We start from the raw sequence: 20,540 nt of genomic DNA on the forward strand, positions 1-20,540 counted from the left end.
GTCAACTTCTTTGTTATTTTTTTAAGAAATTACTGATGTCTGTCTCTTTAAAGTAGATTTTGAATGAGTCAAATGACATTGGTCTAGCAAAGTAAAACCCTTGAACGATATCGATTCCGTAGTCATTTATTGCATTAAGCATTTCTCGGTTTTCAATACCTTCAGAAATAATGGTCTTATTGTTTTTATTCGCGAACTCAACAAGTAAATTGACGAATCTAGATTTTACATATGAGTGTTCTTCATTTAAAAATTCCTTGGACAATTTGATTGTATCTAGAGGCATTGTTTCTAGTTTTGCCAGTGTTGCGTAGTCTAGACCGAATCCATCTACGGCAAATTGGAATCCAAGTAGTCTTAATTGTGAGATGTTTTGCATAACAACTTCGTGTTTATCAAATAAAGCAAACTCAGCGATCTCAAGAATGATTGTTTCCGCATTCATCTTATATTTCTTCAATATGCGTTGAAAGTCCACCGCAAGTGATTCGTTAAGTAATTGTTTAGGACTGATGTTGAATGTGAACTTAATATCTGCTTTCGGATAGACCTGTTTAAACTCGTAATAACTCTTAATGAGAGATTCAAGTCCCCATAGTCCAACCCAATAGATATCACCGGATTGTTCCATGATGTTAATGAATTTAAACGGAGACAATAGTCCGTGTTCTGGATGGTTCCATCTCAATAACGCTTCTACCCCATAGACTTGTTCTTTTTTAGTATCAACAATTGGATGATAATATAGTAAGAATTCTTTCTTTGAAATAGCATTCTTGATTTGATAATAGTAATCGAGGAACTCTCCTTCTGTTTGGCTCATGTCTTCGTTATAAAGTCTAATCGCATTACCACCCGTTTTTTTAACAGTATAGTTTGCTAGTTTTAATGAGTTGATTAATTGTTTAGTGGTTTCACCATGCATTGGGAAGTACGCAATTGAGATTGAAGCAGTTAAATTGATCTCAGTTGATCCAAATAAAGTAATCGATTCATTAATTTGTTCTTGAATACGTCTAGCGATTTCATGCGTATCACTTTGATCGTAATCGATTGGGATAAAGATAATGTAAATGTCTTTCTCATATAAAGATGCTTTACAGTCTTTTGGTAATACACTACGAATACGTTTCGTTAGTTTATCCATGATTTTTTTTGATTCTTTATCACCAAAGGCTTGTGTAATCTCAGAAAATCTATCTAAATCCGCATAAATTATACTGAACATCGCGTCTTTTCCAATTTTCGAGATATAAGACGCTAACAAGCTATTCATTGCACTCTTCGAAATGACACCCTCAACCATAATAGATCGTTCTTCTTTCCAACGACGTTCGGTTTCGCGCACACTAATGAATAAGAAATAAGCAACGACACCAGTGGCAAATAGAATGAATAAGAAAATAATCACAGCTGTGGTCGAATTGATATCGTTCATAAAATCACCTCTTCTTCATAATGAGCGGAGCGCTCTTTTCTATATTATATGCTTTTAGTAACTGAATTGCATCCTCAATTTTCATCGCTTTACCGATGAAATAGCCTTGAATGATGTCGCAACCAGCTCTTTGTAAAAACTTAAATTGCTTATCGTCTTCAACCCCTTCTGCAATGACATTTAAGTCGAGGTTCTTAGACAATGAAATAATCATGTTAATAATCGCTTTGGAATGTTTGTCTGAGTTCGAGTATTTTGTAAACTCTTTATCGATTTTAATAGCGTCAATAGGCAATTCTTTTAAATAAAGTAGTGAACTATATCCCGTACCAAAATCATCTAAATGAATGTCAAAACCTCGTGATTGAAGTAGTTTTAACTTCTCAATGATCATATCAAATGAAGTCATCAAGAATGTTTCTGTGATTTCGATAGAAATACTGTGTTCTTTTAGCCCATATCTATTGAAAGCATTCGTGATTTCAGTCACGAATCCTGCTTGTAGTAATTGAACCGGAGAAATATTCATCGAAATCTTTATATCGTACTCTTCTAGCATCTTTGCCATTCTAAACGTTTCTTCCATAACGATTCGACCGATATCGATAATCATGTTATTGTTTTCGGCAATTTCAATAAACTCTGCCGGTGAATCTAACTTATACTTTGGATTGTCCCAGCGTACTAGCGCTTCAAATCCAACGATTTTTTCTGTAGCAATCGCATATTGTGGCTGTAAGAACATCACAAACTCTTTACGGTCAATCGCGCTAACCATATCGGTTTCGATGACTTGTCTTCGGGATAAACTTTGTCCAAATGTCACATCATAAACAACCGGTTTTTGAGAATGAAGCGTGAGTGACTTATTCAAGGCTAGTAAGGCGTTATCGTATACTTTTTCCTCATCAATACTTGAATACTGATCACTATCAATATTAAACTGTCCAATTCTAAATTGGATAGCGAATCTATTCTTGTCGATATCAACAGGTTTTTCAAACTTCTTCAGCAAAAGAACACCCCATGATTCGACATCGCTATAATTCTCTAAGTTCTCGAATAGTATTGCAAATCGATCAAATGAGATTTGATATAATCTAGCATTATAGTTTTCAAGCGTTTGTTTAGTGTTATCAGATACATACGATAACACTTCTGAAGCTAAGTTTTCACCAATGACCTTGGTAATATCATTAAACTTGAATATTGTAAAAATTAGTAAGCTATTTCTTTTGTTATAGCGTTTTGGATCACTCAAAAGCATCTTTAAGTCTGCTTTCAAATAATTCATATTCGGTTCATGAGAAATCGGATGGTAAAATGCGATTTCACGGTGGTACTTGTAGGTTTCTTCTAGACGCGTAATGTCATCCCCAATTAAGGCATAACTGAAAGCATAACGTACAGGAATGAATCTGATGTACTTCGTTTCTTCACCATGTATAAAAGTACATACAAAGGGTTCTTGTTTTTTAATGCGTTCCTTAATATCAACGAGTTCATCTCTAGTTTCAAAATTGGAAATGGACTTATAGGCTTTATAATTTGGTAACATCTTTTTAAAGCTTTGGTTTTGATAATAGATTCGCCCATTTAAGCTCACTTTAACGATAAGAGGCTTCACATAATAGTGAATTAAGCGCGCGGATTCAATGTCTTCATTTTTTAGTGATAAAAGTCTGTAAAGCATAACTAGTGCAAGTATGAATAAGACAAATATTGCAATAAACGCGAATAACAGTGAGTTACTTAAGAAACTCATCGTAGATAGCAATGTGCTTGTTTTCACAACTTGACCAAAATAGATGATGTTTTCATCGTCAATGCTGGTTAATTCATCATAAGCAAAAAATACACTTCCACCAAAGGCTGTCATTTCATAGACATCATTACCAGCGGTATTTTGATTAATGCTCTTAAAGAACTTATCACGATAGGATTCAGAGATCTGCGATCCCAGCTGGTAAGTCGATACCTTCTCATTTTCGTCATAATATACATAACCGTCTTTATGGAACATAATATATCGATTTTCAATGGTTCCATAAGGTTCAAACACGGTATCAAAAAATGATTTAGCTTTAATTAAGGCAACATACCCTGAGTGTTCAAATGAGACATAAACTGTTTCATCGGTATACCCAACTAGGACTATACTTAATGGATAAACCGAAATACTTCTGTCATAATAAGAAGTTTGTTTATAAACCGATGTGTATGGGTAGGTTACGCCATTTAGAACATAGCCATTGTCTGTCTTTTCCAGTACTAAGTCATAACTATCAAGTGCTGATAAGGCATCAATAACGTCTTCACCCTTATCAATCGAATCATCAACCAGTTCAGCGAAAGTGGATTTACTGATGTTTAACGATACTTCTAATTGCGTCGAAATACCAATGTTATAAGCGGATAAGTTTTCAACGGCTTTTTGATTGATGTAATTTCGTGAAATAGAACTATAAAAAACGATTAGAATCGTTGAGAGTACTGAAAAGAATATTCCAAATATTGTGAATAGGCGTATATTGTATCGTCGCATCCAAAAATCCTTCTTTCAGGAAAAAACACAAAAGTGTCCTTTTCTATGCATAAAAAGCTAACTGTGGTCCTGGTTAGTTAACATTTACAACTTTATTATACCATTAAGAATGAAAAATGCACCCATTTCCTAGAAAAAGGGTGCATCCACATAATTTAGTTCTTATGGGTGTTTCTTGATGATTATCTGTTTTATTACTAGACCACTTCGATGTGCTTTGAATGAACAAAGCTGTTTACCTTCCTCCAAAATGATTTCGGGATTGATCCATTCTAGTTTTCCTTCTGTCCCGTGAGTTGTGATCGTTGATTTGGATATTTTATCAATTAATATAGAAAATGGAATTTGCGCAAGTTTAGAATCATCACTTAATAGTTCGATTTCAAAGATGTATTTTCCATATGAAAGAACGTTTAAACTAAAACTAATAATGCCATTTTTATTAAAGTGAACTCCATCAGATACAATTAAGTCTTCAGTCTGATACGAATTCATGGAGAAGTCCAATTGCGTTTTGGATAATAAGGATTCTCCGATTTTAAATGATTTATTTGAATCAAACTCACCAAAGAATGTTTCATCAGATTGGATCAACCGTTCGATGTTCGTGAATAAATAAGTATTTTGCTCACGATGATTAAAAACTTTAACAATTACACTTCTCGGGCCTTTCTTGATTTCATAAGTGAAGCCTTTTTCGACTGTAACTTCAACATTAAAGTAATTTTTAACATTCAAGACATATTCACAGACTCTTGGGTCAAAAGAGTCTAGTGGCGTCCCGTTTATTTTCACCGAATTCAAAAATGGTAAATACAAATGAGGAATTCTCGGTTTGAGCTGAAGGTGGTTTAGTCTTCTGAATGCTTCAGTGTCCATAATATAATGGCTGATGTTTTTCGCAACTTTTTGAAGTTCGCCTCTCGAGATTAGGTTCTGTTTTAGGCTTTCTTCTAAATTATCTTTATTTGAATTGTTTTTAGAATCCTCGACTACCATATAGAGGTCGTTTTGAGCTTTAACCATGGCTTTAGTATTATGAAGCGTTGCTTCTTCGCCTTCATCATTCATCTTCGCCCACCAGTCCGTCATGATGATGCCTCTAAACCCAAATTCATTTCGAATAATTGTCGTGTTTAAATCGTAATTTGATGCACTCCATATGCCATTTACTGGGTTATAAGCGGTCATGATTGAATCGGCTTTTCCCTCTTTAATCGCAATCTCAAATCCTCTTAAATAGATTTCTCTTAAAGCTCTTTCAGATACAATTGAATCTACTTGTGTTCGAAAAGATTCTTGGTTATTGGCAGCCAAATGTTTCAGTGTGCCTGAGACGCCAGCTCCCTTTAAGCCTAATAAAGCCGATTTAGACATATACCCACTTAAATAAGGGTCTTCTGAAAAGTACTCAAAGTTTCTTCCACAGAGTGGGTGTCTTTGAATGTTTAAGCCAGGTCCTAGAAGGTTATCCACTTCATAGGCTATAAGTTCCAGTCCAAGCGCGTAATATAACGATTCAACTAAGTGATTATTAAAGCTTGATGCTAGAAGTGTCCCATTAGGTAAGCTTGTGGCTAAGAACCCTGAATCCATTCTAATTCCAGATGGCCCATCTGCACAACATGCGATTGGGAATCCATATGTCTTTAGTGTATCTGTAACGCCTCCAAAAGCACTTGCAGTTCCTGGGGTTACTTTTGGACTAGACATGCCTTCAGCACGTGTAAGTTCAATTAATGATTGATCGTCAAGTTGTGAGACAAACGCTTCAACCGATACTCTCTTGTTATAAACATCTAGTAATGTTCTTTTTTCTAAACAAGTGTTTTCGTGTGCGATTGGCTCCCTCTCTTTCATTCTATTGGCTAAATCATATGTTCTTAAAGGCGTTTCTTCTAACGTTTCAAGAATTAAATCCCCTTCATAGGTTGGTTTAAGACGTTTAAATGATTTTACTGGTCTGAGTGCTTCTTCGGATTTCTTGATGAGTTCGGTTTCGTTAATTACTAAATCCGCAGATTCAACGATGTCTCTAATGCTTGTTGCAACATGAATCTTATAGAGCCCTTTTTCAAGTACATAACTGCTCTTAAATCCAGTAATCCCTATTTCATCGTATGATGCAAAATCGTACTTAGTAAACTCAAAATAAAGGGTTCTGGATTCTCCTACTTCAAGCATAGGGGTCTTCTGATAGCCGACCAATACTTTGCTAGGTCTTCCCAGTAACGTTATAGGGCTTTCAATATATACTTGAACAACCTCTTTGGCGCGCATTGAACCAATGTTTTTTACATCTACTTCGATTTGATATGGGTCATTATGTTTGAACTGGCACTGATACTCAAACTTAGAATAGGATAATCCATACCCAAAAGGATAGCGTACGGCTTGAGGCTTAAAGGTTTCAAAGTATCGATAGCCGACATAGACGTCTTCTTGATAGTAGTTTTCCGTTTGATTGCCAAAATTACGATGAGCGTAATGATCGATGATTGATTTTGATATCGTCATTGGCAGTTTTCCAGATGGAGAATAAATTCCTGTTATAACATCCGAAACAGCTCTTGCGCCGTCTTCGCCTCCATGCCAAACATAAAGACAAGCTGATATCGTGTTTTCATCCATAAAACTCATGTCGATTGGATTCCCCACATTCATAATAACAATGGTTTTCTTAAAGGTACTTGAGACTTGTTTAATCATCAAGGATTCTTCATCACTGAGGTAGTAACTGCCCTTTTCTAGCTGATTATCTTTATCCTCGCCAGCCGTTCTACCAATAACGATGATCGCTTGATCAGAAAAACTCTTTGCTTCAGTGAGGATATCATCGGTTAAAACCATTTCGGTTTGACTCCATGGTTCCGTAGCCCATCTGCCTAATCCTGCATTAAAAGGGTTATTGATTTGCCAGTTTTGATAAGTTTGGAGTAATGTTTCATTCACAGTAACCAGTGGATTTTCAAGCAAAGCTTCAACAATGCTTGTTACTGCTTTCACATTGACTAACCCCCCTGAACCAGTGCCGCTCTTATAATAGTCAGTTTGGATTCTACCGAAAACATTAATCTTGCCAGACAAAGGCAAGACGCCTTCATTTTTCAAAAGGACTATTCCTTCAGTCGCAGCAAGTTTTGATAACTCGCGTAACCCTGTTAATCTTTTATAATGATCAATTGATAATAGTTCAAGATAATTTTTCATAATAGCCCTCTTTCATATATCCTTTTTTAGTAGTTTATGACTAAACAAATCTATGAGATAAGCACCTATTGGTGCGGTAATTAAAATCGAGGCAATCGCAAAAGTCAAAATTTCTTCGCCTTTTGCAAACCCAAATAGTAGGGGAATGGATCCAATCGATGCTTGAACGGTAGCCTTTGGCATATAACTTAACGCAACAAATGTTTTTTCTGATTTGTTGAGTTGGGTCATCGAAACCGAAACTAAGACACCAATTGTGCGGATGGTTAAAATGAAGAGTATTAACAAGAATGCGATTAATCCAATGGTTTTTAGAAGCGTTAGATTTAGTAATGCGCCAACCAAAATAAACAAAAGCATTTCTGCAAATACCCATATCTTCTCATATTTTTTGAGTAACCTATTTGCAAGTAATTCATACTCTTTGAGAATCATTAAAGCTAAACACAATACAGCTAATAATCCACTATACTCTATCCAACTCTTCTCGAATGAGATAAACATAAATGACATACTCAATATAATCAATACTTTAACCGTATCACGCATATGGACCTTTTTAAATAGTTTAACGAGTATATACCCAATAAATAACCCTAACCCTATACCTAACAAAATAGAAATGGGAAAGTTTATTATCGTCATCCAATCGATTGTGTTTGATTCTTTTAAAGATACACTTAAACTAAACAATAAGATAACAAATATATCATCTGCGGATGCTCCAGCCATAACCATTTGTGGGACTTTTCTTTGATAACCCATGCCTTGTTCTATCAGTTTAATCATTCTGGGGACAACAACAGCGGGAGAGACAGCAGCAAGTATCGCTCCAAGCATAAACCCATCTATTAGGGTCCAATCTAAAAACAGATTTGTAAAAATAACCGTCCCAATTACTTCAAACGTGGCCGGTAAAAAGGTTAATAACAACGCACCGATGCCGTTTTCTTTTAGTTCATCTATTTTAAGCATGAATCCGGCACGTAGCAATATGACCACCAATGCGATTGTTCTTAATTCGCTTGATATTGAAAGAATAGATGAATCAATCTGATTTAGGACAAAGGGACCTAAGATTATCCCTGTAAGTAGAAACCCTATCAATGCTGGAATTTTGATTTGTTTGAGTATGAATGCGAGTACTAACCCGAGTAAAATCATATAGCTGAGTGATAATAACATAGTATATCCATGCCTATTTTTCTTTAGGCAATTCCTTTCATACTACTTTTAAAGTAGGTTCATCTTAAAAAAAAATCCTACAACAAAAAATGTTGTAGAAGTCATTAGCCTATATTGGCGGTTTTAGCTTATGCTAAGGGAGCACTTCATTCCCATCAATAGAATAGGCTTTTTTTAGTTTTTTGTCAATCCTTTAAAGGGTTTTATAGTATTTTCGTAAAAGCGCTTTTATTATCCGTTAGAGGTGTAATATAGGTGATCTACCCACCACTTAATCGAAGTGGGGGCTTCCTATCCAAACCGATGTATCCACCATTAAAAGAGTTAACATGATTATGGGTGTGTTAATAGGGCTCGTACGATTGCTGCTCTTTGACGTTGTCCACCAGAAAGTGATTCTGGGTAGCTAAGGATTTTATCGTTCAAGTTAAAATCACTTAGCAATGCTTTCATTTCCTTTGTGATTGCTTCTTTGTTTTGCTTATATACCTTTAATGGTGCAAGTAAGAGGTTGTCTTGAACAGATAAGTGAGAGAATAACGCAAAATCCTGGAAAATAAACTGGATTTTTTGATAGACTTCTTTTTTGAGATTGTCTCTTAATTTGGACATGGATTGATCAAAGAGGAAGATTTCCCCACTATCAATCTTTTCTAGATTAGAAATCAATCTTAATAGGGTTGATTTACCTCTACCTGATGGCCCTATGATTGAGAGGATTTCATTTTCTTTTCTGGTTAAGGACACATCACTTACTGCCTTTGTTTACCAAATGTCTTATTGACTTTTCTAAGTTCTAATATGTTCATATGATTACCTATAATAAGCTTTCTTCTTTTCAATTATTTTCTTAGTAAGTATATACTAAAAAAAGACACTAAACAGTGTCTTTTTTACTTAAATAAGGCTAAATATTCTGAATATCCTTCTTTTTCAAGGTCTTCTTTGGGAATAAATCTTAATGAAGCGCTGTTAATACAGTATCTTAATCCACCTAGTTTTTTAGGTCCATCATCAAAAACATGACCCAAGTGAATATCGGATTCTGCTGATTTCACTTCTACTCTGATCATAAAATACGAGTAATCAGCCTTTTCTTTGATAGTTCCGTGATTGATTGGTTTAGAGAAACTTGGCCATCCACAGCCCGCTTCGAACTTATCTTTTGAGGAGAATAATGGTGTACCGTCATAAATATCAACGTAAATGCCTTCTCTAAACTCATTATTATACTCATTGTTAAATGGTGGTTCTGTGTACCCTTCAAAAGCAACCTTCTTTTGAAGAGGCGTCAAATTATCATTAATTTTCTTCATATGGCTCCTTTATGTATGTGACACCCTTGTAGTGCCCGGTTTGATTAATTATATCCAATTCTGTCAATGGACTAATGTCGATAATGGCGTCTTTGTTAATTAACCCATAAATATGAGGGTAAAATAGTTTGTTATTGTTTTTATCTTCAAATAGAACAGGGCTTAAGAGTTTATCTGTATCAATCCATATTTGAATCATATCCCCTTTAAACTTATCTTTTATACGATAAGCTAATTCTGGGGTTGTTGCGTGAATAAACCCATTTTTTAAGAGGGATTCTCCAATCCAATCGGATTCTTGATATAGGGATTTAGCCATTGAAACCATTATCTTCATCGTAATCTCCTTAAAAATAAAACAGGTTGCCCTGTTTATTTAATCTTACCAGTGTTTATGCCAAAGAGTTTGTATAACCCACAAAAACTAAATAGGGCTGTGAGTACTAAAACAAAAGCAACAACGAACAATAAAATGCCTAACCACAAGATAGACTCAATCGTAATTGCGGCAACTATAACTAAAATAAGGGCCATCATATAACGAATCATTTTATCTAGTTGACCGATGTTTGATTTAAGTTTCATTTTATCACTCCTCGACTCTATTATATAGTGATAAGTCAATTGGGTAAAACCAAATGCTTTATAAGCTAACGATTTGATAGCCTGAAGCTTTAATAAGTCTATTCATAACTGCATAACTCACTTCGTCGGTTTCATTATAATAAATGAATATTTTATCCATATCCCATTCATCCATGTCTCTAAGGGCAGAAAAAATGTTCTTTGCAATCGATTTTGAATTGTTTGCTTCGCCTATTGGTCTTGTACGATACCCAATAAACGTATTGGTGTACTCATTTGGACAAATAATCGCGGTTTTATCTAAATTAGCGCTGGATTGATCGATAAACGCTTTGACTTTATCAATCTCACCATGTAATAAAACAACGTCTCCTTTAGGTTTATAATGCGTATATTTCATCCCTGGGGATTTAACTTTTTCAGTAGGTTTTTGACCAGATAAATCATGTATAGTATAAGATAGAACCTTTTCTATCATCGACTTTGTGATAGCACCTGGTCTAAGAATCACAGGTTTATCTGTGACATCTATGACAGTAGATTCTAATCCTATGAGGCTTTCACCACCATCAATAACGGCATCCACTCGACCATTAAAGTCTTCATAAACATGTTTAAATTGTGTGGAAGATGGTCTACCTGAAATGTTTGCTGAAGGGGCAGCAATCGGAACCCCAGTGAATAAGATGAGTTTTTGAGCAATCGGATGATTGGGCATTCTTAATGCGACAGTATCCAACCCACCTGTTGTTTCTTTAGGGACAATATCTGTTTTATCAAATATAAACGTGATTGGTCCTGGCCAAAACGCATCCATGAGTTTGGCTGCATCCTCACTAATGATTCTAGCATATAACTTCACATCTTCTTTTCTAGCAATATGAACAATGAGTGGATTATCAGAAGGTCTACCTTTGGCTTCATAAATGGCTTTAGACGAATCCTTATTCAATGCATTTCCACCTAGACCATAAACCGTCTCTGTAGGAAAAACAACTAATTTTCCCTCAATTAATAGTGTTTTTAACTCATTTAGTTTGATTAAATCATCCAAATCGGATGCTTTATAGCATTTTGTTTCCACTGTATCCCTCTTGTTTCTACTAGCAAATGAATTATACCATTATTAAGAAATCTTTAAAAGACTTCACTAGATGTAATATATTATACTAATATTGTTTGACTTTCGAAAAGTCTTTTTGGTAAAATCAATAAGTATCATATACACTTTCTTTTATTTAAGACTGAACAAGCGGCAATCCCTTTGGATTGTGCAGCCGGGCCTTTGGCAACAGAAACTTCTAGTATCTGTGGGACAGCACCCAGAGATATTTTTTATTTTTAGGAGACGACCATGAAAAAAAGAATTGAACGTGTTATCTTAATCAGTTTAGGACTTAATATCATACTTACGATTATTAAGTTAAGCTTCGGATATTTCGGAAACTCCAGCAGTTTGACCAGCGATGGTTTTAACTCGTTATCCGATGTATTGGTGAGCATTGTGTTATTAATTTTTATCAAAGTTGCCCATAAAGGCCCTGATAAGAATCACCCTTATGGACATGAAAAGTATGAAGCCTTAGTATATTTCATTTTGGGTATGGTTTTACTAATTACTGGATTCACAATCGGTTTTGATGCGGTTAAGAGTTTTCATAAATCTATAACCAATGATGAAGCGTATGTAATGCCACACATAGTCACACTATATGCAGCAATATTCTCGGTTATCGTGAAGCTCATACTGTTTAGAATCAACAACCGAACAGCCAAAAAATATGACTCTCCATCGCTTAAGGCAGATGCTTTAAATCACTTATTTGATATCATCGCAACCTCATTTAGCGTGATTAGTATTATTTTTGCACTGTTTGGGTTATGGTATATCGAATACATTGCCTCAGTTCTAATTGGCTTAATCATCATTAAAACAAGCTTATCGATTGCCAAAGATGCGATTTCATTCTTAGTAGATGAAGCACCAGATCCCATTATTATTGATCAAATTGAGAAAACGGCTTTATCTGTAAAAGGGGTTCTATCTGTAGATGATTTAAAGGTTAGAATGCATGTGAAGAACTTATATGTTGACATCGAAATCAGTGTCGACCGTGAACTCAGTTTAGAAAAAGCACATTTGATTTCTGAAAATGTACACGATATGGTCGAAGAGAGACACGATGTGATTCATTGTATGGTTCATGTCAATCCTAAAGAAAACTAACATCGATAGTGAAAAAGTACTCTGCCTAGGCAAAGTACTTTTTTTTAGTTAAGCAGGAATCACTGCTCCGCCATAATGATTTGTAATAAAATCTTTAATCGTTTTTGAAGATAATACTTCCACTAATGCTTTGATCTTTGGTGAGGTTTCTTTGCCATTTAGTACGGCAACAATGTTTACAAACGGATTATTCTCGGTTGGTTCGACTGCAATACGTTCAGTTTCACTTAATTCTCCTTCTAAAGCGTAGTTACCATTAATAAAGATAAACGCGCCTTCTTGGTTCTTTTGAGCTTGGACTAAGAGTGCTGCTTCAATGATTTGAAAACTAAAGTTGACCTTTTTCGAAAGGATAGCTTCTTCAGGATCGTTATAAGTAAATTCTGGGTTAAACCCTTCGACTGAAGTTACTAGTCCTAATCCTTCTAGAAATAGGACAATACGTCCATAATCTGAAGCATTGTCGCTAATGAGGATTTTATCGCCATCAGAAAGTGCGTTAATGTCTTTCTTTTTAGAACCATATAACCCGATTGGTTCAATGTGAACATTTAATACATTGACGAGTTTCTTTGTAGCCTCAACAGAATCGTTGTATGCGTTAAAATAAGGTATGTGTTGGAAATAGTTTGCGTCTGCTGAACCATTTGAAACGGATGGATTTCCAATACTATAATCAGAAATCACAGTGATTTTTAATGTATATCCAAGTTCATTTAGTAATGGGATTGCTTCGATGAGTACTTCTTCATGTGGCACCGAGGTTGCAACAACCTTGATAACCTCATATTTATTGTTATTACATCCTGCTAGTGTAATTAAACTAACGATTATTAATGCGAAACTTATTATTTTTTTCATGATTTCTCCTATCTCTTATCTATTCTTTTGGCTAGATAATCGCCAATAATTTGAATAACTAATACGATTACTAACAATAATATAACTGAGGCATACATCATGTCATAATCCATTGTCAGTGCTCTTCTTCTTGCTAAATCTCCGAGTCCCCCTGCCCCAACAGCCCCTGCTGCTGCGATGAACCCGACCAGCGAAACCATAGTTACAGTAAAGCCAGAAATCAAGCTTGGCATCGCTTCTTTAAATAATAAAACAATTAGCGTCTTTCGGTTTGCTCCTAATGAATGAATGGCTTCAATGTGTCCTTTTGGAATATCTCTTAAGGCATTATAGAATACCCTTCCGTAAAATGGTGCAGCACTTAATACTAAGGAAGGAATCGCGGCGTTTGGCCCTAACATAGTACCGACCAGCCATACGGTAACAGGAATCATGATAATCATCAAAATGATGAATGGAACCGATCTAAATACATCCATGATTGATCCAAATATCTTATGAAATACTGCTTGTTTCTTTGAACCATTTAACTCTGTTAGAAATAACGTTAATCCAATGATACTTCCAAAAATAAACACTAATAGCCCTGTTACAACGAGTAAGTATAATGTGTCTTTAAATGCATCAATCAATAATGATTGTTCATAAGCTGTAAATGACATTTTATCGTTCCTCCTTGTTAAACTCTGTGATTTTTACCCCATGATTTCGTAAGTAGTCTAATGATTCTTGGTCGTTTTTTCCTTCTATACGAATGATCATCCTACCAAGGATATGACCTTTCAACTTAAGGGTTTCTGCATGTAAGATACTTAATCTCACCTGATAGGTTTGAATCATGGTTGACAACAACGACTCGTAGACGTTTTTAGCATCATATATCAGTTGATATACGTCATCGCCCCTAAAGAAATCCAGTTCTTCTTGTCGTAATAGCTTCTTAGATATCTCTTTTTGAGGATTAATGAATAGATTAACTGTTGACTTTTGCTCAACAATGCGACCATTTTCCATAACGACAATTTGATCGGCAATCTCGCGCACAATCTCCATTTGATGGGATATAAAGACTATGGTCATCGACTCTTTTTCTTTGATTTCATTGAGTAGTTTCACAACTTCTAAGGCTGTATTCGGGTCAAGTGCTGAAGTAATTTCATCACATAGTAAGTACTTAGGTTTAGAGGAGATTGCTCTTGCGATTCCAACCCGTTGACGTTGTCCTCCTGACAATTCTTTTGGATAGTTATCCTTCTTATCCAGAAGTCCAACTAAATTTAGTACTTCTAGGATACGATCATGACGTTCATCCTTAGGATAATTGCTAATTTGAAGTGCAAGCTTAATGTTTTCATAAACCGATAGTTGACTTAGTAAATTGTCACTTTGAAAAACCATGCCCATCTGTTTTCTTAGTGTGTTTAGTTCATTGGGTTTTAGTTTTGTTAAATCAATGCCATCAATCAGAATTTGACCACTTGATGGTTTAATTAATCCATTTAAAAGTCTTACAAGTGTTGATTTACCTGCGCCACTGTAGCCAACAATGCCATAGCACATTCGGTCATCAAGCCTTAAGTCGATGTTGCTTAATGCTTGAAAATCGCCTTTCTTGGATTCAAATGTTTTATGCACTTGTTTTAATTCAATCATCCTAAAACCTCCTAAATATAAAAAAATCCCTAGCAATTGCTAAGGACGAGATTAATCGTGGTACCACCTTAATTTATAGGCAAAAAGCCTACCTTCTTCGAGTACTTATCTGTTGATGTTATACTCTAACTCGATAACGGGAGTGCCCGATATTCCCTACTACTGTTTCAGGAATACTGCTCAAAGACCATGTTCACTGATTATTACATACCCCTTTTCACCAACTGGGGCTCTCTTTGATGGATTAAATCAATTACTCTTTCTTTTCACTGCATTTATGATAGTTTGATTATAAACTTTAAAAATTGGTTTGTCAACACTAACGTTTTATCCAATTGATACATGGATTTTTTTACAATATGGGCAAATGATACTTCCATCTTGAGACAGCTTTGTAATGTTCTTGTAGAACATCTCAGATTCAACGCGTTTACTTTCTTGCCATTTGTCTTCACTGATATTTTTATGTAAATTGGATTTATGTCTTCCTTCTGGAATGGTGGTATAGAAATAATATAGCTTGGTTTCTGGACAAGTATTCTTGTGGATCGATAACTGACAGTTTGAACAAGTATGTCCGTTGCCATTCTTCTGTTTTTCTAATGTCCCTCCACAAAATGGGCAGAGCTCTCGGACTGTATCGGTATAGATCATCCCTTTTAAAATGACTTGTTGAAGTCGTCTAAAGGAATCAATGTCATCCATAGATATCGACATGTTGTCGTTATTGACATAATCATATTCAAAAGGATCAACCTTAATAACATCATGAAGTCTTCGTTTAATGATTTGTGTTTTAAGTTTTTCATCATCATAGTTATATCCCACAATCATGACACGGTAATAGGTGTTTTTCTTAAAGTATAACAACATAGAGTCGTCTTCATTATTTTGAACAGTAACGCGCCAATCTTTATAAGAAAACTCAACATTAAGGTTGTTTAAGTCCATTTTAATCTTAGGGTCTACTTCAAAATTATAGTGACCTAATGCGAAAATAATTAACAATTGCACAAATTTAGAGTAGTACTTGTTAATCCATTCTTCATCAAAATCAACAGATTCATTAGGAATAATGACCCCTTTACCTGATAAGTACTTATGCGTTTTGAATACTTGTTTATAATCTTTTTGCATCAAGAAGATATTGGTCTTTTTCAGTCTAATATCCGTATTTCTGCGTTTGTTCTTTTGATAGATTGGTTTGTTAAGTCTTGGCTGAATGGACTTAGTGATTTGATTCAGTTCGACCAATAGTTTATTAGATAAGGCCAAATAGTGACTAAAATCTCGAATATATCCGGTATGAAGTTTTCCTATGGCTAAGAAGTAATTTAGATGGTTCACTTTCTCCAAAATGTTGAATCGCATGATGTCGCTGGCATAGAGCAGATTGCTCAAAATATGTCTGTTTTTACTTGCAAAATAGAGGATATCATCGACTAAATTACAAAATATGACATTTTCATAAATTGTATAATCATCTTCATACACACGGGTTAAAAGCTTTCGTGGTTTGACACCTCTAGCTGTGATATTTTCCACATGTTGACTGTGATTGGCCAAATACTGAAACGTACCTTGATTGATGATTCTTGCGTTTTCTACAGGTAAAACATCATCGTTCTCTTTTAAAACGATGATTGGTTTTGTGAATATTCTCTTAATTGCTGGTAATGACTTATTAATGTATCTGATGGTCGTTTCAAGTAAGCTAAAATCAAAATTGGGCTCAATTGAAAAAAGCGTCATATTATGTACGACATAATAGTCAAACTCAATATAGTTTACAATCGGGTGTTTTTCGATGAAAAGCTCGATGCCTTTTAGGAGAGAGGCAAAGTGTTTCTTTGCCTCAACCTGGTATTTATCCTGTTTAATGACCATATTAATCGATGTCTAGACGTCTTACGAACTCTGCACATTGGTTAAGTCTAAGTTTTTCAAAGGATTCTACGAGTTTTTCTTTATCATCGATGGTTTTAGTTTCAAGTTTTTGAACAACTTTACTTAAAATGATTTTTTCTACTGCTTCTGCTTCAACATTTTCATTTTGGAAACAAGCTTTATAGACGTTAACGAACTCTTCTATTTGTTTGAGTATTCTATTACCAAATGAAATATTAAATGGTGCTAATAGGACTTCAACGCCTTTGATGATCTCACTATTTTCTGCATCGAAATTACCAGATTCCTTGGCATTAATCAAAAGTTCATTGATGGTCTTATAATCATAAAACTGTTTAGGAATTGGGTTGGAATAGTTTCTAACTTTCGGTGCACGTTTCATGAAATTCATAGTGTGAGCGCGGTCATATACTTTATCCGAGATGACGAATGTTGATTCATCTCTGTTCGCTGTGCCGATAAACCAAACGTTAGGCGGAACAATAAGTGTATTCCCATTAATCAATTTCGAGTATTCGTATGTGTCATTTTCATCTTTTCGTTTGATGTTTATATTGAGTAGTTTAATCTCACGTTTATGTTCTTCATGTTCCATAAGCGATAAGAAGTCCGAAAAATAGTATTCAATACGGGAAAGGTTCATTTCATCTAGTAAGATAAATGTAAACACCTCTGGATTTAAGGCTGCTTTATATAAAGACAATGTGAATTTTTTAGGTGTGTAGATTTTGGAAAACTCATTATAATAACCTAGTAATTCATTCTTATCTTTCCATGAGGATTCTACTTCAATGATTTCACAGTTTCCTAAAATGGCTTCAGCAAATATCTTTGGAAGACTCGTTTTCCCAGTTCCTGACATCCCTTGAAGAATGGATAACTTACTTGCACCAAGACCAGCTACGAATGTGGCGATATCTTCAGGTGTGTATGATAAGTGTAATCTTGAATTCTTTGCATAATCAACGACAAACAGGACTAAATCACTTAGCGTTGCGCCTGTTTGAGTGAACTTCTTTCTTTCCTCTAAATCTTTTTTATAGAGTTCAACTTGTGAGTCTATGAATGTAATAGATGGGGCTGGATCAAAGATGCTTTCTGATACCAACTCATCTGATAAACCGCTGCCCGCAGATTTACCATCGCTACCGCCACTTAGCGCCAAATCTAAGCTGGCTTCTGCTTGTAAATATGGGCGTTCGAATGCTTTTCTAAAGAACATTAAACTCAATACTGCAATTGATCCAAATAGTATATAGATGGCATCGGTTCCTACTTTATAAGTATAATCATAACCATCTGGAAGGGGTATACCATAAAAATCAAATACTTCCATGATTGCTGCTTCATTGATACCTTGAGCTATTTTAAAATAATAGCCCGATATCGCAATAATAAATACAAAGAATGTATTTACCACAGCACCCATCTTGACCATTGAGTTAAAACTCTTACTATTGGCTAAATAACTTGTTATGGTGTTAACGATGCTAATCCCAGAGGCAATGAGCATTACAATGAGGATAAAGGCAACCATTCTATAGCCTTTATCTAACTCGCCATAATCTCTTAATATCTTTAAACCTGTTAGTTTGACAGAACTCTCATAACTACCAAATGAAACTTCCATTGAAATAATAGGCATTAGTAAAACTAGACCAGTAACCAAAGTAAGTAAAATAATATAGAACAGAGGTTCTACTTTGGCATATCGAATCCTTGTTTTTTTATCTGGTGCTTTCGCAAATTTATAAAATGTCCCTCTAAGTACTGCATATAAGAAATTTACGATTACCATTAATAAAACGGGTATAAATGCAATCGATGTCATCTTATTACCTTGTAGTGTATAGATAACATTAAAAGCTACCCCAGCCGCAAAGAAGATGAAAGTTAATACAAGTACCAAGTTAATAATATCTTTAGATTTGTTAATAAACGACTTCTTATCGAAGAAATAATATGAAAGCACATTTGCAAAATATAATAAAGATCCCACAAATGCGAAGAAACTGACTAAGAAATAGATAACTACCTCTAAGTTCGTATCTCCACCAAACAATGCATTTATTAATATTGCAGTATAGGTTCCACCCGATTCAACCCTCGAATAGAGTGGTACAAAGAAGGTGGTTAAAATGACTAAAATCGCTAAGACGTCAATGATTAACATCTTGACTGCAACGGAATTACCATTTTCATCCAGTTTATCTACAGATTCATTGTCTAGATTGAGCGTCTTTTTTCGATAAATTGCGCCCAATATCGATAGGCTCTCAAGAAGGAATGTTATCACTAATATGATAATTGGTACAGGCATTATGACAGCATTAATGACCAACACAACCATTAGGACTCCAGAATAAATGAAAAGCCCAACTGAAGCCATTAAAATGCCCCAGTTCTTCTTTCTAACGATTGAGAAAACAGATATTAGTATTGGTATTACTAATACATAAAAAGCGATCATCAACACGAATGATATCACATTCACACTATCTCCAGTAGAAAACTTCCGAGATAGAGCTAGAAAGCTACCATTAAAAGGATTATCTATCCTTAAATTAACTACTAAAAATAATAATAAGTAGCTCAAAACTAAAGTCCCAATAATAGAAATGCTTAAAAACCACGGTTTCTTGAATAAGTTCTTCATATATCCTCCGCCTAAATGTTCAATGTCTATTCTCTAGTGTATAGACGCTTCTCTTATGCTTATTATAGCACAGTAAAATAGTGTACATAGGGGTTTTTCTAGTTTATCGCCAAGGAAATTAAAAAAACCATCACAATGATGGTTTTCAGACTGTAGACAAACAATCGCCTCTTTTTATTTTCACTGTATATAAGATATCTTCATTGTATTTAAATGTCACTACTACAGTGTTATTTATTGACACTCAACAAGAATTGTGACACTTAATATATATAATATAATTAAAAAAATCTTGTTCATTAACTATTCGTCAATATAACTTCACTATCTTTAGTTGGTGCAACGTAACCATTTCCATCATCATTAACTCTTAGTAAATAAGATAAACTAAACGATGCTGGTCCTGCAAATTTAGTATCAACATATGCATTTGCTTCATAAGAACCATTTATATCAATTTCAATCGCACTCAACTTCCCGTCAATTAAAACAATTTCAAAGTCCATATCCTTTATTTCTAATCCTGATTTAATATCATAGATTAAAATTTCGTTAGCATTATTTATATTGCACTGCTATGATTTTCTAGGACACATAGGTACCACCTTTGAGAAATAAAAAGTGATATTATTATATCCTTGATACTTATATTTTATCATACATCATTTTCTAGATGTGTGGCTTTTTTAATTAAAGCCTTTTATAGTTCGATATTCAACTGGTGTTAAGTAATCTAATCGATAAGCTACTCTATGATGATTAAAATAATCTACATAGATTTCTATAGCTTTTTTGATATCACCAAAGTCATGTAATTTTAGATAGTGTTTCAAATCACCTTTGATCCATCCAATAAGTGATTCAATGACTGGATTATCTGTAGGCGTTCCTGCTCGACTCATTGATCTGGTGATTGGATATGTTTGATGTGTCTTCTCAAACTTAACGGATGAATA

The 20,540-nt window shown here is 34.7% G+C and carries 17 protein-coding genes, 2 riboswitches and 1 other annotated feature; of the genes, 1 reads left to right on the plus strand and 16 read right to left on the minus strand.

Annotated features, from left to right (window positions below):
* Positions 1–13 precede the first annotated feature (13 nt).
* From JN09_RS03245 to JN09_RS03285, 9 genes are all read right to left on the minus strand, one after another.
* Positions 14–1,438 carry a GGDEF domain-containing phosphodiesterase gene (locus JN09_RS03245; RefSeq protein ID WP_204432613.1) on the minus strand — a complete coding sequence of 475 codons (1,425 nt, stop codon included), beginning with the start codon at positions 1,436–1,438 and terminating at the stop codon, positions 14–16.
* Positions 1,439–1,442: 4 nt separating this feature from the next.
* On the minus strand, positions 1,443–3,983 hold the full coding sequence (locus JN09_RS03250; protein ID WP_204432614.1) for a putative bifunctional diguanylate cyclase/phosphodiesterase: 2,541 nt from the start codon (positions 3,981–3,983) through the stop codon (positions 1,443–1,445).
* Between the two features lie 162 nt (positions 3,984–4,145).
* Complete coding sequence (locus JN09_RS03255) at positions 4,146–7,193, minus strand: glycoside hydrolase family 3 protein (protein WP_204432615.1); 3,048 nt, start codon at positions 7,191–7,193, stop codon at positions 4,146–4,148.
* Positions 7,194–7,205: 12 nt separating this feature from the next.
* Positions 7,206–8,378, minus strand: coding sequence for a cation:proton antiporter (locus tag JN09_RS03260; protein ID WP_204432620.1), 1,173 nt, complete (start codon positions 8,376–8,378; stop codon positions 7,206–7,208).
* Between the two features lie 88 nt (positions 8,379–8,466).
* Positions 8,467–8,541, minus strand: a riboswitch (Fluoride riboswitch).
* 170 nt (positions 8,542–8,711) lie between these two features.
* A complete protein-coding gene (locus JN09_RS03265; protein ID WP_204432621.1) occupies positions 8,712–9,125 on the minus strand; it encodes an ATP-binding cassette domain-containing protein in 414 nt (137 codons plus the stop codon).
* A gap of 146 nt (positions 9,126–9,271) precedes the next feature.
* Positions 9,272–9,694, minus strand: coding sequence for a peptide-methionine (R)-S-oxide reductase MsrB (gene msrB / locus JN09_RS03270; protein WP_204432625.1), 423 nt, complete (start codon positions 9,692–9,694; stop codon positions 9,272–9,274).
* Positions 9,681–10,031, minus strand: coding sequence for a DUF952 domain-containing protein (locus JN09_RS03275; RefSeq protein WP_204432626.1), 351 nt, complete (start codon positions 10,029–10,031; stop codon positions 9,681–9,683). Before JN09_RS03275 ends, msrB begins: the two co-directional genes overlap by 14 nt.
* Before the next feature lie 35 nt (positions 10,032–10,066).
* The gene (locus JN09_RS03280; protein ID WP_204432627.1) at positions 10,067–10,279 is read right to left on the minus strand and encodes a YgaP family membrane protein; all 213 of its coding nucleotides are present in this window, start codon (positions 10,277–10,279) and stop codon (positions 10,067–10,069) included.
* A gap of 58 nt (positions 10,280–10,337) precedes the next feature.
* Entirely contained in the window at positions 10,338–11,363 is a 1,026-nt protein-coding gene (locus JN09_RS03285; RefSeq protein ID WP_204432630.1) for an L-threonylcarbamoyladenylate synthase, read from the minus strand.
* Positions 11,364–11,513: 150 nt separating this feature from the next.
* Positions 11,514–11,600, plus strand: a riboswitch (NiCo riboswitch).
* A gap of 33 nt (positions 11,601–11,633) precedes the next feature.
* Here JN09_RS03285 and JN09_RS03290 point away from each other — a divergent pair.
* The gene (locus tag JN09_RS03290; protein WP_204432632.1) at positions 11,634–12,506 is read left to right on the plus strand and encodes a cation diffusion facilitator family transporter; all 873 of its coding nucleotides are present in this window, start codon (positions 11,634–11,636) and stop codon (positions 12,504–12,506) included.
* A 48-nt stretch (positions 12,507–12,554) separates the two neighbouring features.
* Here the strand turns inward: JN09_RS03290 and JN09_RS03295 are convergent, their stop codons facing one another.
* From JN09_RS03295 to JN09_RS03325, 7 genes are all read right to left on the minus strand, one after another.
* Entirely contained in the window at positions 12,555–13,367 is an 813-nt protein-coding gene (locus tag JN09_RS03295) for a MetQ/NlpA family ABC transporter substrate-binding protein (RefSeq protein WP_204432634.1), read from the minus strand.
* 8 nt (positions 13,368–13,375) lie between these two features.
* Complete coding sequence (locus JN09_RS03300; RefSeq protein ID WP_204432636.1) at positions 13,376–14,029, minus strand: methionine ABC transporter permease; 654 nt, start codon at positions 14,027–14,029, stop codon at positions 13,376–13,378.
* A 1-nt stretch (position 14,030) separates the two neighbouring features.
* Positions 14,031–15,020 carry a methionine ABC transporter ATP-binding protein gene (locus JN09_RS03305; RefSeq protein WP_204432642.1) on the minus strand — a complete coding sequence of 330 codons (990 nt, stop codon included), beginning with the start codon at positions 15,018–15,020 and terminating at the stop codon, positions 14,031–14,033.
* A gap of 38 nt (positions 15,021–15,058) precedes the next feature.
* Positions 15,059–15,299: a binding site (T-box leader), on the minus strand.
* 48 nt (positions 15,300–15,347) lie between these two features.
* Complete coding sequence (locus JN09_RS03310; protein WP_204432644.1) at positions 15,348–16,907, minus strand: hypothetical protein; 1,560 nt, start codon at positions 16,905–16,907, stop codon at positions 15,348–15,350.
* Position 16,908: 1 nt separating this feature from the next.
* Positions 16,909–19,584: a hypothetical protein gene (locus JN09_RS03315; RefSeq protein WP_204432646.1), complete on the minus strand. Its 2,676-nt coding sequence runs from the start codon at positions 19,582–19,584 to the stop codon at positions 16,909–16,911.
* Positions 19,585–19,883: 299 nt separating this feature from the next.
* On the minus strand, positions 19,884–20,057 hold the full coding sequence (locus JN09_RS03320) for a hypothetical protein (RefSeq protein ID WP_204432648.1): 174 nt from the start codon (positions 20,055–20,057) through the stop codon (positions 19,884–19,886).
* A gap of 213 nt (positions 20,058–20,270) precedes the next feature.
* The coding region (locus JN09_RS03325) for an IS3 family transposase (RefSeq protein WP_204432650.1) at positions 20,271–20,540 on the minus strand (270 nt) is incomplete at its 5' end.

The organism is Paracholeplasma morum (assembly GCF_016907055.1).
Classification (GTDB): Bacteria; Bacillota_I; Bacilli_A; order Acholeplasmatales; family UBA5453; genus Paracholeplasma; species Paracholeplasma morum.

What these genes read in the sequence shown, in the direction of transcription:
- JN09_RS03245 (WP_204432613.1), bottom strand. Translation starts at nt 1,438, where the DNA reads ATGAACGATATCAATTCGACCACAGCTGTGATTATTTTCTTATTCATT.
- JN09_RS03305 (WP_204432642.1), bottom strand. Translation starts at nt 15,020, where the DNA reads ATGATTGAATTAAAACAAGTGCATAAAACATTTGAATCCAAGAAAGGC.
- JN09_RS03290 (WP_204432632.1), top strand. Translation starts at nt 11,634, where the DNA reads ATGAAAAAAAGAATTGAACGTGTTATCTTAATCAGTTTAGGACTTAAT.
- JN09_RS03260 (WP_204432620.1), bottom strand. Translation starts at nt 8,378, where the DNA reads ATGTTATTATCACTCAGCTATATGATTTTACTCGGGTTAGTACTCGCA.
- JN09_RS03310 (WP_204432644.1), bottom strand. Translation starts at nt 16,907, where the DNA reads ATGGTCATTAAACAGGATAAATACCAGGTTGAGGCAAAGAAACACTTT.
- JN09_RS03295 (WP_204432634.1), bottom strand. Translation starts at nt 13,367, where the DNA reads ATGAAAAAAATAATAAGTTTCGCATTAATAATCGTTAGTTTAATTACA.
- JN09_RS03250 (WP_204432614.1), bottom strand. Translation starts at nt 3,983, where the DNA reads ATGCGACGATACAATATACGCCTATTCACAATATTTGGAATATTCTTT.
- msrB (WP_204432625.1), bottom strand. Translation starts at nt 9,694, where the DNA reads ATGAAGAAAATTAATGATAATTTGACGCCTCTTCAAAAGAAGGTTGCT.
- JN09_RS03255 (WP_204432615.1), bottom strand. Translation starts at nt 7,193, where the DNA reads ATGAAAAATTATCTTGAACTATTATCAATTGATCATTATAAAAGATTA.
- JN09_RS03300 (WP_204432636.1), bottom strand. Translation starts at nt 14,029, where the DNA reads ATGTCATTTACAGCTTATGAACAATCATTATTGATTGATGCATTTAAA.
- JN09_RS03280 (WP_204432627.1), bottom strand. Translation starts at nt 10,279, where the DNA reads ATGAAACTTAAATCAAACATCGGTCAACTAGATAAAATGATTCGTTAT.
- JN09_RS03275 (WP_204432626.1), bottom strand. Translation starts at nt 10,031, where the DNA reads ATGAAGATAATGGTTTCAATGGCTAAATCCCTATATCAAGAATCCGAT.
- JN09_RS03315 (WP_204432646.1), bottom strand. Translation starts at nt 19,584, where the DNA reads ATGAAGAACTTATTCAAGAAACCGTGGTTTTTAAGCATTTCTATTATT.